General features: G+C 46.0%; 4 protein-coding genes. All 4 read left to right on the forward strand.

Annotation, left to right across the window (positions count from 1 at the left end; genetic code table 11):
• Nucleotides 1-22: 22 nt before the first annotated feature.
• The 4 genes from AC0THY_RS06830 (at nucleotide 23) to AC0THY_RS06845 (ending at nucleotide 15,735) form a co-directional block, all read left to right on the forward strand.
• Complete coding sequence (locus AC0THY_RS06830) at nucleotides 23-4,699, forward strand: glycosyl hydrolase family 95 catalytic domain-containing protein (RefSeq protein WP_489993689.1); 4,677 nt, start codon at nucleotides 23-25, stop codon at nucleotides 4,697-4,699.
• A gap of 479 nt (nucleotides 4,700-5,178) precedes the next feature.
• A complete protein-coding gene (locus tag AC0THY_RS06835; protein ID WP_489993690.1) occupies nucleotides 5,179-7,923 on the forward strand; it encodes a beta-L-arabinofuranosidase domain-containing protein in 2,745 nt (914 codons plus the stop codon).
• A 96-nt stretch (nucleotides 7,924-8,019) separates the two neighbouring features.
• Nucleotides 8,020-12,897: a family 43 glycosylhydrolase gene (locus AC0THY_RS06840; RefSeq protein ID WP_489993691.1), complete on the forward strand. Its 4,878-nt coding sequence runs from the start codon at nucleotides 8,020-8,022 to the stop codon at nucleotides 12,895-12,897.
• A gap of 54 nt (nucleotides 12,898-12,951) precedes the next feature.
• Complete coding sequence (locus AC0THY_RS06845; RefSeq protein ID WP_489993692.1) at nucleotides 12,952-15,735, forward strand: leucine-rich repeat protein; 2,784 nt, start codon at nucleotides 12,952-12,954, stop codon at nucleotides 15,733-15,735.
• Nucleotides 15,736-15,817: the final 82 nt, after the last annotated feature.

The raw sequence follows: 15,817 nt of genomic DNA on the forward strand, positions 1-15,817 counted from the left end.
GTAAAAGAACAGGGGGAAGAAGATGCAAGGTAAGAAAAAGAGTCTGGCATTGTTATTAGCAGCAGCTATGGTGATCGGAATCCCTTCACCGGCTGTTTACGGCAAAACGAGTGAAGAATTGGCGAAAGGTGTACAGGCACAGGAAAGTAGTAAAGTAGAGACCACAAAATGTTTCAATGAAAGCTGGACTGAGGTTACCGGAGACGGCTGGCGTGACGGTATGATAAGTGGAAATGGCGAGAACGGTGTGGTTACCACCGGATCACCTTATGGCGACCGGTTAATATACCAATATATGTATTTTTCCTTCCCGTCTGCGGCGACCAGATTTACGCCTGATGAGACTGGATATCTGGACGAAGCCAGACAGGCAGTCTTTAATCTTGATGACAGCTGGAATGTACACGGACGGAGTCCGGAATATTCTTATGCATTTCATCCCGGGCACCAGCTGGCGCTGAATATGGCAGAAAAAAATAGTTACAGCAATTATCAGCGCTGGACGGATTATGAGACAGCGGAGGTAGGAGTAAAGTATTCTGACAAAAATGGGGACTGGCAGCGCAAGACTTTCGTATCGCGGGAAGATAATGTGGTTATCACCAGGATTGACAAGTCATCAACAGGCGAAAAAGTGAATATGACGGTATCAATTGATGATATTCAGTCAATGAGCAAGTCATGGGATGGGATGTCGACAATCAGCAAAATGCAGTATAAGAAGCTGGTCGATGAGAATGCGGATTACATTGCCGAGGTGGGCCACTATCCGGCTTATGACAATAGTGAGCTGAAGGAAGGCGGTTTTGTCGGTCTCACCAGAGTAGTTACCGTAGGCGGACAGAAAGAACGGGTCTTACTGCAAGATACAAATGAGGCGATCAATGTCGGCGAAGATCAGAATCCGGCGATTAAGATTACCGATGCGGATGCGGTCTATCTCGTGACCAAGTCAAAACGTACCCATACGATGGGAACATATGAGGAATTCAGGAACCAGACCCAATATGATCTGCTGGATGAATTGCTGAATCATATAAACGGTGTCATTGACAAGGAAGAATATCAGACAGACGGTCATTTTGATTACGACAAGGCACTGGCACCTCATGCCAAACTGCATGGCGATCAGTTTAATGCCGTTAAGTTTAAATTGGACGGTGATGAAGCGGATAAATTGCTGGACAACGAGACCCTGATCAACAAGCAGAAAGGTGAGCGCGACCGACTGAATCATGCATTTATTGAGCGCGCCTACAACGCCGGACGCTATGCCCAGCTTTGCTGTGCCGGAATATCGGCGCCTCGTCTGTACGGCATGTGGACCGGAGAATGGCAGCCGGGATGGCGGGGCATCTATACTCTTGATGCCAATGTCAATATTCAGGTATCACCGATGAATACCGGAAATATGGAAGATTCGGCCCTTGGATACATCACTTTCTTTCTCAGAAATGCTCCGGACTTTGAAGTGAATGCCGAAAAGATTTATGGTATGCACGATGCAATTCAGGTTCCGGTAAATTCCGACGGTGAACGCGGAATCCTGGTGGAATATTATCGAGATTATCCGTTCCAGTACTGGAACTCCGGTGCGAGTTGGACGTTACTGCCGATTTTTGAATACTGGCAGTGTTACGGCAACCGTCAGATCCCGCTGACTGATATGTTGGATTATCAATCGCTGAAATCAGTTCTCTGTGTCGAGGATGGCGGATACACCGAAGAAGAAATGGAAGCGGTAATAGCAAAGGGATACCTGGATCTGGAGCAGGATATTTTACTGCCGCTGTTAACGAAACAAGCGAACTTCTGGGAACAATTCCTGACCCCGGAATACTATATCGATGAAAATGGTAAAGCCTGCTATCAAAAAGGTAAGACGGAGTTAGAGCCGGGTGAAACTTATATGCTGATCCCCACGTATTCACCGGAGAATCATCCGCGCGGCTATAACAGTACGATAACTGCAAATTCCACCATGGATATTGCAGCAGCCAGGGATGGCCTGAGCATGGTGATCGAGATGGAAAAGGCGGTGGGCAGACCGGGCAGCAAAGCGGCCATAGAGAAGTGGGAAAACTTAAAGTCACTGCTGCCAAAATATAAGTTTGACAATACCGATTCCGGTAAAGGTGCCCTGAGAGAATGGGCGATGGAAGAGTATATCGAAAATAATGACCACCGCCACCTCAGCCATCTCTATCTGGCCTGGCCGGGTTATGAGACCCAGAATGACGAAGCGCTGTTTAAAGCGGCAAAGCAGGCTGTCGCAAACCGCAATGATTATAATTACGGTGATACGACGGCGAGCCATGGCTGGATGCATAAGGCTCTGGTCAATGCAAGACTGAAGGATGGGGAAGGAATCATTACGGCACTGAAACCGTTGATGACAGACAATCTTTATTATACGTCAATGATGGGGGATCACGACACGAATCGCCGCAACGGCACATATTGTACAGATACCATAATCGGTACCGTAGGGGTGATCCAGGAAGCAATGGTATTTTCGAATACCGGCGAAATAGAAATCATACCGGCACTGCCGGAAGACTGGAAATCAGGCTCTATGGACGGTATACTGGCCAGAACCAGAGCGGAAGTTGAGAAGATGAGCTGGAATACCGAAAAAGGAACCGCAAATGTTCAGATCCGTTCGGATATCGATCAGACCATCCGGCTTAAGTGCGGCATGGAATGGAGCGATGCAGTTGTCTCAGAACCGGCAAAAGCAGAGATCGAGTACAGTGATTACATCACACTTAACCTAAAGCAGGGCGATGTGGTTACCGTGGACTTTTATAACGGGGATGTAACGAATGGTTCTCTGGCAGAAATGATCGATGCAGCCAATTCCCTGCTTCAGCAGAACAAGCCGGACAGCCAGTTGTACAATAAACGCGCCAACGAAGAGCTGCAGGCAGTTATCAATGCAGCGAAGGATGCCTACTTTGGCGAAAATTCCGACTCTAAAGCGATCCGGGAAGCAATCTGGAAACTGCAGGATGCAATGAGGCAGTATGAGGATTCCTACCGTTATCAGCTAGTGGGATCGCTTCAGCCGGGAATATACCAGAAGCGGCAGAAACTGGCCATTGAACACACCCAGAATGATCGGATGGAAGTGCGGTATACCCTGGATGGCAGTGAAGTGACGAGAGATTCCTGTCTGTATAGCGGTGCGGTCACGTTACCCACCGGAAAGGTAAGCGTTCGGGCAGCACAGTTTATTAAGGATACCGGTGTACCGGTCGGGGACTCTTTTGAAGCGGACTATTTGATTTATGCCAATAAAAATGAAGCGCTAAATAAAGCAGCGGCGATTAACCGCAATATATATAATGGGCAGGGAGCAGATAAGGCGGTAGATGGAAATGCCGGTACAAGGCTTTCGGTCAGTGGAAACTACAGCGACTATATTTTAAGTGTTGATTTAGGTGAGCCAACAGTGATTAACCAGGCTTATCTCGATGAATACGTGGAAACCGTAGACCGTGAGACAAACCGAATCCAGACATTTGAGCTCCAGTATCAGAATTTAGAGACAGGAGAATGGCAGACCGCTTACAATTTTGATGGAAATAATGTTGGGGCAGATATGTATTTATCCAGACCAAATCCGGGCGGAAGTTCAGCTCATGCGTATTATGGCATCAAATTTGATGAGATTACCGCTCGTCAGGTACGTCTGGTCATGACTGCGACCAAGGAGATTTCGATCTGGGAGTTCCAGCTTTTCAACCAGAGAGAGGAGCTGGGGCTGGCCAGTGCGATTGCAAAAGCAGAATCCCTTCTGGCAGATGAGCAGGAATATGATACGCAATCCTGGGCTGACATGGTAGCAGCATATCAAAAGGCGAAGGAATTGTTTGAGCGGACGGATGTAAGTCAGGCGGAGCTTGACACTGCAGTCAAAGAATTAAACAGTAAAGTATCGGCTCTGAAACGTAAAGAACCGGAAACAAAAAAGGATTTTACAGTATCCGCACCTTCCTCTCAGGTCTATACCGGAAAAGCCATCACACCTGCGGTTACGGTGAAGGACCAGGGTAAAGTACTGAAAGCCGGAAGCGACTATAGCCTTACCTATCAGAATAATGTAAATGTGGGCAGCGCCACGATACAGGTCAATGGATTGAATGGCTATAAAGACGTGAAGAAGAGTGTCTCCTTTACCATTACAGCGTACCCGGCCGCAAACCTGAAGATTAAAGCAGACTCGAAAAAAGTTTATACCGGCAAAATGATCAAGCCGGTACCAGTGGTCACCCATGACAATACGAAACTCCGGGAAGGGAGAGATTATACGGTTTCCTATTCAGGGAATAAGATGATTGGTACGGCAAAAATTACAATCAGAGGAATAGGAAATTATGCAGGTTCAAAGGCGGTTACGTTTACGATTATTCCGAAAGCGCCTGAGAAACTAAAACTGAAAAAATCAGGGGCGAATGGAATCACACTCAGATGGAAGAAGGTAAAAGGAGCATCCGGATATTATGTTTACCGGTCCACGGCTAAGAATGGTAAGTACCGCAAGGTAAAGACCTTAAACAAAGCCGGCATGGTGTCCTACCGGGCCGCTAATTTGAAAAAGAATAAGAAGTATTACTATTATGTGAAGGCATTTAAGAAGGTAAAGAATAAAAAAATTGAGAGTAACCGTTCGAAAGTCGTGATTAGAAAAAAGTAATATAAGCATTAAAGGTAAAATGATTACTGTTCACTCAGGTCTGAGCATCTACTGCTCAGACCGTGAGAAAATGATTCAAGGGTGCATAAATCCCATCGTCGAAGGCGATTTTGCATGGGTTTATGCATGTTACTGTGAACGTGTGAACAGTAACGTATAATGCGGAGGAGGATCGGCTCGGAACTCTTCCGCATTTTCGCGATACGGGTTAAAGCGAATAATATTTACTGGGATGACCGTAAGAAAATGATTCAGTAGTGCAAAAATCTCATACATTTACCGGATAAAAACGGGTATCAATTCAATTTTTAAACTGGTAAACTGAAAGACAGGAGGAATTTTACCAAAGCACGTTTGAAAGGTTAAAAACTGACATTAAGGCGGCGTATTTTACCCATTCAATTACTCCGAATTTACTTGTACTATATAGCTATCAAACGAATTAATAAAAGAAATCGTAAGGGAGGGATGCTCAAAATATGTATCAAATAAAGCATAAATTGTATAGGGCAATGGTCATAGTAATCGTTGCTCTGAGCCTGAATATGTCTGTAATGCCTCAGGTTCTGGCTTCCGGAACGGGTTTTGGTGATAGTGAAAGCCGGCTGGAAGGTGGAAACTGTTCTATGACAAGGGAGCTGGAGGCAGTTGTATCTTTAAACCGAAATTTTCTTGAGGTGTACGGGATAAAAGCAGATTTTCAATTGTGCAATAAAAGGACCACTGACAGAAATGTTTTCATGGTACTGAGCCTATATGACAGCCAAGGAAAACTTTTGAGGATTCATAATCAGACGCTTGCATTACCGCCCAATGCGGCGAAGCAAGCTGCCCTCAAGATATCCTTGTCACAGGAAGAAGTGACAAAATTTAAATCCGCCAAGGCATTTGTCTGGGATGCAAATACGTTGCGTCCGCTTACCTCAGTGGTACTGAAACAGGATATGTTCGGAGATACGGTGGAAACGCTCACAAAGGCGGCCATATTTGATGGGTTTGATGTGGGACTGAAGGGAGATTCTTATTTTAAAGAGCAGTTGGAAACGGGTGCGAAGTATCTAAAGTATTATGAGCCGGACAGATTGGCAGCCTCCCTGTATATCAATAATTTTCCGGAGAGATCACCGGCAGAACCGTATGGTGGTTGGGAAAGTGGCGGATTGCCCGGACATTCCGTAGGGCATTATCTTTCCGCCTGTGTTTCTATGTATATGCAGACTGGGGATGAAGATTTCAGAGATCGGGCATTGCGGCTAATCTATCTGATCGGGGAAGCCCAGTATGACGACGGATATGTGGGCGGTGTGGCAAAGAGCAAAATGGATAATGTATTTAATAACCCGGAAACCTTCTGGGCCGGAGGATACAACGGTGCTTACCTGGATGGAATGTGGGCTCCGTGGTATTCGATCCATAAGATCTATGGTGGACTGATTGATGCCTATCTTTATATGGGAGAAGAGAGGGCACTGGAAATTGCGGAGAACATGGCCAAGTATGCCAAAAGAGGTACGGATAAATTGTCTCCCGCACGTATGGATTACATGTTGGATGGCGAGTATGGCGGCATGAATGAGTCCTTTGCCCAGCTGTATGAGATTACCGGAAAAGAGGATTATTTAATATTGGCAAAGAGATTCAGCCACAAAAAAGTCATGGACCCGCTTTCACGTGGAGAAGACAATCTCTCTGGCCTTCATGCGAACACTCAGGTACCTAAAATGATTGGGGCGGCCAAAATATATCAGCTTACCGGAGACGAATATTATAAAAACGTAGCGGAAAATTTCTGGAAGTTTGTAGTTTATGACCGTTCGTATGCAACTGGCGGGCACTGTGATAAAGAGTTTTTCACAGAGCAGGGGACAGAGCCGCGCTCCGTTGAATCTACTGAAACGTGCAATGTCTACAACATGCTAAAACTGACCGAATATTTATATTCAGTAGACCCCAAAACAGAGTACATCGAATTTTATGAGAATGCCCTTTATAATCATATTTTAGGCTCGCAAAATCCTGTTGGGGACAAAACTTATAATATTGACCTGACTATGGGCGGACATAAAAAATACTTTGAGCATTTTAAGGATATGACCTGCTGCGAGGGTACGGGTATGGAGAACCCTGGAAGGTTTTACCGGATGATCTATTCACATGCAGACAATGGCATTGCGGTCAATCTATTTATAGATTCCGAGCTGCAGATGAAGGAGAAGGGAATCGTATTAAGGCAGACCACTGATTTCCCGTACTCAGATGAATCGACTTTGAAATTTGAACAGGCATCCGGCAAAAATCTGCCGCTTAAAATCAGGATTCCAGCCTGGACAAAGGGAGCGCAGATCGTGGTAAACGGAGAAAAAGTGAATAGCCAGCCAGGTGAGGATGGCTATGTTACCATTACAAAAGCCTGGTGTACCGGAGATACGGTTAAGCTGACATTGCCCATGGACTACAGCTTATATGAATCCAGGGAAGATCAGGAAGGCAAGATTGTTGCTTTTAAGTATGGACCGATTCTTCTTGCAGGTGAGTTTGAGGGGAATAAAGTTCCATATATTATTACCGAATCAAGAGATCCGAAAGAGATTTTAACCAAGACGGATGAAAGCAAACTTAGATTTGAGATCAGAGATATTTTGCAGCCGGGTTCAAAATCCATTTCGCTCAAGCCGTTCTTTGAGTTTGTTTCTGAAAAATACATGGTTTACTGGAATTTATACACACAGAAACAGTATGAAGAATCACGGGGTCCGGAAGAGATCTTTCAAGATCAGTTGGACAGTGCAACATACGATATGGTTCAGCCCAATGATTCCAACTCCGAGGCAGCACACAATCTTCAGGTGAACGGCACGACATCCAGTGGTATGTGGCAGGAGAAAGGCTGGAGAGACGCAGCAGGTCCAGGTTCCTTTTGCTATGATTTGAAGGTTAAGCCCACCTCTGTGAACTATTTGCTGAGTGTTTTTTATGGCAATGAGTACGGTAACGCCGGCATTCGAACATTTGATATTCTAGTGGAAGGGGAGGTGATCGGGACATATACACTTGATAGGAACAGACCAAACGATCCCTGGGAATACCATTATCTGGATATACCCAGCAGATTGACGGACGGAAAGACTAAAGTAACCGTTACCTATCGGGCAAACGAGGCGGGCTATACGGCGGGCGGAGTATTTGAAGTCCGCACCACCAGTGCGAAGCTGTGGCCTTATTGAGTAACGGGTAGATTTGGAAACGATAGCTGGGGGAAAGAGGGATACAGAGATTATCACGAAATCCTGTATAAGTATTTAAAGGAAAGGATATTGCATATGAGAAATTTTAAGAAAAAGAGTATGAGAATGACTCTGCTGATTTTGGTTTTGCTGACAATGATCTTGATGCCAATGAGTGCATCAAAGGTAATGGCAGGCTCATACAACAAAGGAGCCTGGGGCGACAACGGCGATGGAACTTACAACAATCCGATCTTGCCGGGGGATTATTCTGATCCCGATGTGATTCGCGTTGGTGACGATTACTTTTTAATCACTTCGACCTTTCAATTTGTACCGGGTATTACTGTTTTACACTCAGTGGACATGGTAAATTGGGAGACCTTGGGCGGTGCTATTAAGGATCTTACCCTTATAAGCGATAAATACAATTATGACAAAATGGAAAGGTATGGGAGGATTGTCTGGGCTCCGTGTATTACATTCAATCCGCATGATGAGAAATTCTATATTCACTTTGGTGATCCTGATGAGGGCTTGTATGTGGTAACGGCCACAAAGGATGGTATCTTTAACAACGAGTGGTCCGATGTTCAGCCTGTAACACGTGCAAACGGCGATTCATTCGGTTTCGGGTGGAATGACTGCGGTGTACTTTGGGATGATGACGGTCAGGGCTATCTGATTGCAAATAACTTTGGCGGCGGATATGGCAACTATCTCTTTAAGCTGTCCGCTGATGGAACAAGAGTCCTGGATAACGGCGTGAAGATTCATTCATCGAATGATGGTTTATTGGTTGGACGGGGAGAGGGGAACCCGGAGGCATATAAAATATTTAAAAAGGATGGTTATTACTATTTTCTGCATAACGCGGTAGTAAATGGACCCAGAGAGCTATTCTTTATGCGGTCAAAGAGTATCTACGGTGATAAAGAGGATGGTACCCCGGGTACGTTTGCGAATCCCGGAAAATATGAGCATAGTCAGCGCGGTGTTGTGGAGAATGGGTACAATGAGTGGTGTCAGGGGAATATCATTGATACCTCAGAGAATTATCAAGGCGAGAAGAAGTGGTACTTTTTGAGCCATCAGGGGAGTGGACAGCCTGGATTAGGACGCTGTATCTGCCTTGTTCCGGTGGAATGGGGAGAGGATGGATTCCCGGCAGCGAAGGAACATCGGGAGCAGTGGGAAAATATCCCCAAGCCTCTTTCGGAAAGCCAGGTGAAACGTCCGCAGACATCGGATGATTTTAATAACAGTGAACTGGGAGTTCAATGGATGTGGAGCTACCAGCCCAAGAGTGATATGTGGTCCCTTACGGAAAAACCGGGCCATTTAAGGCTGTATGCATATAAACCGATTACACCCAACCGTTTAGACCGGGCAGGAAATTCACTTGTTCAGCGAAGCTACGCTACGGATGCAAACATCGTGAAGACCAAGATAGACATATCCGGTATGGCCAACGGACAAAATGCCGGGCTGCAGCATTGCGCATCAGACGGATACGGCGCCCTGGGTATTATGATGAAGGATGATGTAAAATATATATGCTCTTATTCAGGCGGAGGTGTCAACCAGATAGCGGAGGTGCCCAAAGACGTAAATGTAGTGTATCTTAAGTCTGAATGGGACATCAACATGATGAGCAAATTCTACTACAGCTTTGATGATGCAAAGTATATTGGGGCAAATTCCTATGGCTTGGAATGGAGATCATACCGGGGGGATTCCGTTGGTTTCTTTAATTTCAACAACGATGGGGAGAGCGGCTATATCGACATCGATTATTTTACCTATGACATGGATGTCCATGAAAAAGCCCCCCTCATTATCGGTGCAGACAACGGCAGCGTCTATAAAAGAAGTGTAAGTGTGAAAATCCCCAGAGGCGTAGTCACCTTAAATGGGAAAAAACTATATAGAATTAAAAATTTAGAGTTAAAAGAACCGGGCGAATATACGCTGAAGGTTGAGGACAACGGTCTTGCCACGGAAATATCCTTTACCGTTATGGAAGCAGAAATGACTCCGCCTCCCGAGCCGATGCTCCATTACGACTTTGAAGATGACAACTGGGAGAAAAACTTTGTAAGCGTAAAAGATGGAAAACTTGATCCTTTGGGATCAACACCCAAGCTGGAGTATTCCGAGGGGAAAATCGGCCGCGCTCTTAAATTTGACGGCTCCTTTGGTCTAAAACTTGGTTCCATTGAGGGTAACACTCATACGGCATCCATGTGGGTCAAGCTTTCCACACCGAATCTTGGCGCCTGTAATTCCGTTTTGTTTGGAAACCGTGATGGAGGAACGCGCAGCAATGAGAACTGGATCAGCACCAGGTTTATAGATGGACGTCCGTTTTTGTGGAGTAATGGCAAAGGTTCTTCAAAGATCTGGCTACAACATGGAGCCAGTGTGGCAGAACGATGGGCTAATTATACCTATACGGTAGATGAAAACAATAATGCTACGCTTTATGTAGACGGTGAGAAAATCACTTCGGGAAAAGATGGTGTAGATACTCCGGCATCAAAGATCGATTTCTATGCGGGTGGCACTTTCTGGGACGGTGATGTTTTCTATGGATATCTGGATGATGTAAAAATTTATGACTACGCGTTATCGGATGATCAGGTTTATGGCCTCGTTCATGATGACACGGATATCCCGGTTGAAGAAAAGCTGTCTCAGGCAGCTGATGATATCACTCCGGAAACATACTATCTCGGCGTCGGTATCAGAGTTCCTGTAGTGGGGCTGTATGGTTCCACCATCAAGTGGACCTGTGACGATGAGAAAGCTGTGATGGATGAGGAAGTAGATCCTAAGGATAGAATCTGGATAAGAGTCAAGCGTCCAAAGGAGGGCGAGAAAAAGGTAGTACTCACTGCAGACATCACCATTGGGAAGACATCCATCAAACGCGACTATGAAGTGTCTGTGCCTTCAGGCTATTCACAGGAATATACAGGGAATAACAAGGTGAAGGTTCTGGCGGAGAATATGAAGTACGAGGATCCGGTATATGACGGAGCAGCAGATCCCACACTCGTATACAACCGGCAGACAAAGGAATGGTGGTTATTCTATACCCAGAGAAGAGCTTCCGTTGATTATGAACCTGGAACCAGCTGGGTATATGGATCGGATATCGGGATTGCAAAATCTGCAGACGGCGGAAACACCTGGGAGTACGTGGGTGTTGCCCAGGGACTTGCGCTTGGCAAAACCTATGGCTCCAGAGATACTTACTGGGCACCCGAGGTTATTTACAATGATGGAATCTATCACATGTACGTGTCGTATGTAGAAGGAATCCACTCCAATTGGGGAGGAGCCTCGAACATTGAACATTATACCAGCAAAGATTTGATTAACTGGGATCATCAGTCATCCGTTCCCGGACAGCCATCGGGAGGTATCATTGATCCGTGTATCTTCCGGCTTGAGGATGGAACCTATGGAATGTGGTTCAAGGCTGAAGGATCACAAACATATGTGTCATTTTCCGATGATTTGTATCATTGGGGGCCCTCTAAGAATATCAATATTTCAGGTGGCAAGGAAGCCCCAAATGTATTCTTCTGGAAAGGAAAATACCGGATGATTCTCGACTATAACCAGAGGCTGACGCTGTTCTCATCGGACGACGGGAAAACCTGGCCGATGGATTCCCAGATGGATATAGGCGGCCAGCACGGCGATGTGGTGAATCAGGACGGAGAGGCAATCCTGGTGTATTTTGCTGAAAATTACAATTTGCCAAGCGGCAAGGGAAATAAAACGGCATTATATTTGAACAAACTTGCCGAGAAGAGTGACGGAACCATCTGGTGTGATCATGAGGCAGTCTATGAGTATAATCTCCATGCCCCTGAAATCAGGAAAATAGAAGTAAAGACAAGACCGTCCAAGCTTACCTACAATGTGGGACAGGAGCTTGATTTATCAGGGCTGGAATTGTCGGTGGATTTTGCTGACAGTCTCCATGACACTTTGACAGCGGATGATTTTAAAGAATATTCCATTACGTCAAGTATTGCCCCGGGAAGCAAGCTTAAGAAGGGCGATACAGAAATCAAGTTAAGCACGGAGTATGGCGGAAGCGTTACGATTCCGATTACAGTGAAGGATGAGGGGACAGAGGAGCCGGTCAGGAGCATATCTTTGAATAAGAAGACGCTTGCACTGCAGCCCGGAGCGAAAGAGACTCTGACAGCGATTGTTTTGCCGGATGCTGCGGCTGACAAGAATGTATTATGGAGTACCTCCAATGGGGCTGTGGCAACGGTGAACAATGGTGAAGTAACAGCAGTGTCAGAGGGAACGGCAGTTATTACGGCAATGCTTGCTTCTGATAAAACAAAAAAAGCAGAGTGCACTGTGACCGTCAAGAAAGCGGCGCCGGATCAACCTTCAAAGGATCCTTCAAAAGAACCTCCAAAAGATAAGGTAAAACGGGGAGATACCTTTACCATAGGCAGTCTTAAATATAAAATAACGAAAATGCCCACTTCGAAAGCGGATGGAACCGCCCAGGTGATCGCGATTGCCAGCAAGAAATCTAAGACAATCAGTGTGCCGTCTGTAGTAAAGCATGGAGAGTACCGCTTTAAGGTCACCAGCATGGCATCGAATGTCTTCAAAAACAATAAAAAAGTGACCGCCATATCAATTGGAAATGGAATAGCCAAAATACCGACAAAAGCATTTTCAGGCTGTACCTCACTGAAAAAAGTAACCCTAGGGACAGGAATTACCAATATCGGGAAATCGGCATTTTCAGGTGATAAGAAGCTGAAATCTATAACCATTCGGAGTAAAAAACTGAAAAAGGTAGGATCAAAGGCATTCTATAAAATCCACAGCAAGGCTAAGATTAAGGTGCCAGCCAAAAACCTGAAAAAATATCGCAGGATCTTAAACAAAAAAGGGCAGAAAAGTTCAGTTAAAATCGTTAAGTAGAGTTATGTGAGGTGATTTTTACCCACTTAAAGCATGATCGCAAGGAGAGGTACGATGAGAAATAATGTGAAACGGGCAATTACGTTTATTACTGCAGGAGCGATGTTGTTATCCGTCGCCCTTCCGGCACGGAACGTTCAGGCAGAGGAGCTGTCTGTTACCAGTGAAACCGCTGGTGTGACACAGTTTATGGACTGCTTTGAACCAATGCCGATTGTAGAAAGTCTGTCAACTGATTGCTGGGGCGCCCCGGAGGTAGGGGCGCGCGATCAGGGCAATGGGCTGGAGGACAGAAAAATGGCGGCCTACTCTTACTGGGATGGCGGCATTGTGAAGGACGATGAGACCGGGAAGTATTATATGTTTGCCAGCCGATGGAATCAGGCTGGCGGGCATTGGGGGCAAGATGGGATTCCCGGATGGCAGGGGTCACAGGCCGTTTATGCGGTCAGTGACAATCTGTATGGACCATATGAGGATAAAGGTCCCATTTGGCCGGATTGGTGCGAAGGTGCCGGACATAATGTCTTTCCGTTTGCACTCAGCGAAGATGATCCACTGTACGATAATGGGTATCGGTATGCCATTTCAATCAGCGATACCGGTATGCATGGAGAGACGGCTAATGGCACGATTCATATTGCAAAGAGCGTTGCCGGACCGTGGGAATTGGTATCTAACAATAACGGCGGCAAGTTAAAAGCGTCAGGGGGGACGGGATTTTCCCTGTCCAATATCAGCATCATGGTCAGGCCGGACGGCAGGTACGAGGCCACAAACCGAAACGGCGATATTGCCATAGCGGATTCTCTCGCCGGTACCTGGGATGTAAAGGTTAACGGACTTTGGTGGCAGGTACCCGGAATGTCCACCGAAAATATTGAAGATCCGGTGATCTGGTACTCAGATGGCTTATACCACATTGTAGTGAATAAGTGGGATGCACGGATGGCGTATTATCTGACCTCAAAGGATGGGATTACAAATTGGAAGCGTCATCCGGGAACGGCTTACACACCGGATGCAGAGTTCCTGAGATATACGGATGGAACCGAGAATAACTGGACAAAGATCGAACGCCCAAACATTTACGTGGAAGATGGAAAGATCAAAGCCATGACCTTTGCAGTGATCGATGTCCAGAAAGAATCAGACTTTGCCAATGACCAGCATGGAAGCAAGGTGATTGTAGTTCCGTTTTCTTCTGAGAAGCTCACAGCATTCAGCCAGCAGCCGAACCCCTTGGAAAACCGGGGCGGAATCCAGCCTGTGGAAGATACCAATTCACAGTCCTGGGAGGATGAAATCGGAAAGAATTATGGAGCCGAACATTATATCCAATTGCAGAAAGATCCGAATCATCTTAGCTATGGAAATGGTTACCTGGGAGAAGGAAGCAGACCAGTCAATAACTACGATAACAAAATAGGCTACCTGAAATACGATATCTCTGAATACCAATTAACAGCCGAGACAGATGTGGAAAAGGCCTATTTATCCCTGGTATATATCAGCCAGCCAGCTGGCAATGCGGAGAAGGGACAAGTGCAGGCGGTTCTGGCGGGTTCTGACTGGACAGAGGGAATCGGCCGGGAGAGTGTAAACGGGAATTGGGCAGATCCGGGAACCTTAACCTGGCAAAATCAGCCGGCGTTGTATTACGATACAGACGATATGGAGAATACCATGGCTTCTTCAGAGGCATTTCGTTTTGCGGATTTGGGAAAAGAGGTCAAACTGGATGTCACCGATTTGGTCAGACAGTTTATCAAAAAGAATCCCGGAGAGACAGTAATGAGCTTTGCGTTAAACATAAGTGCGACGGGCAACAGAATCAGGATCGGCAGTCGGGAGGCCGGTGAAAGCAATGCCCCTAAACTCTTGATTCAGGTTGACAAGTCAGAGATCAGGAAGCTGCTGGAAGAAGCAGATGAATACGCTTCTACCCTTTATACTAAAGACTCCTGGAACACATTTGCCCAAGCCTTAGAGGCTGCAAAGCAGGTAGAGCTGGATGAAAATGCAGCTGCAAAACAGATCAGGGATGCAGCGGCGGCGCTGCAGGCGGCAATCAGCGGACTGGTCAGGGAATACGCTGTCACCTTGGATTTGAATTATGATAACAAGGTGTCAGGACAATTAAAATACGCCGCTGGTACGCCACTGGGAAGTCTGCAGTCACCGGCCAGAACAGGCTATCATTTCCTGGGCTGGTATACCTCCCCCGCAGGAGGGCAGCAGGCCACAGCGGGGGTGAAGGTACAGTCAGATTTGACCTTGTATGCACGGTGGGAAAAGATACCTGAACGGCCCGACCCCTCTCCGAAGGCTGGATTTACGTTCGCAGCCGGTGACATCCGGTATAAAGTAACGAAAGCGGCATCCGGGGGGAAAGCGGGCAGCGTACAGGCAGTGAAATCACTGAAAAATAAGCGCACCAGCGTAAAGATACCGGATACAGTAAAATATCAGAATAATACTTATAAGGTAGCGGATATCGGTAAAAACGCGTTTAAGAATCATAAGAAAATGAAGACAGCCGTGATCGGAAATAATGTCAAAATGATTCAGAGCAATGCGTTTGCCGGGTGCAAGGCACTCAAGAAGGTAACGGTTGGTAAAAATGTTGAAAAGATTGGAAGCAAAGCATTTTATAAGGACAGTGCGCTGAAAAAAATCACGATTAAGAGTAAAAAGCTGAAGTCAGTTGGAGCGAATGCGTTAAGAGGTATCCATAAGAAAGCAAAAATATCAGTGCCGTCTGCAAAGCAACGGAACTACAAGAACAAAGTTCTCAAAAATAGAGGACAGGCAAAAACAGTTATCATTACAAGATAATGCGAGGCAATCATCAGGGCCACGGTTATATGGGAAGCCTTATAACCGGGGCCCCAAAGAGTTTATGGCATTGCATAGACAG

This window comes from Ruminococcus sp. 8Y-12 (assembly GCF_058119865.1).

Excerpts from the sequence above, each read along its gene's own strand:
- AC0THY_RS06830 (WP_489993689.1), top strand. The coding sequence starts at position 23 with ATGCAAGGTAAGAAAAAGAGTCTGGCATTGTTATTAGCAGCAGCTATG.
- AC0THY_RS06835 (WP_489993690.1), top strand. The coding sequence starts at position 5,179 with ATGTATCAAATAAAGCATAAATTGTATAGGGCAATGGTCATAGTAATC.
- AC0THY_RS06840 (WP_489993691.1), top strand. The coding sequence starts at position 8,020 with ATGAGAAATTTTAAGAAAAAGAGTATGAGAATGACTCTGCTGATTTTG.
- AC0THY_RS06845 (WP_489993692.1), top strand. The coding sequence starts at position 12,952 with ATGAGAAATAATGTGAAACGGGCAATTACGTTTATTACTGCAGGAGCG.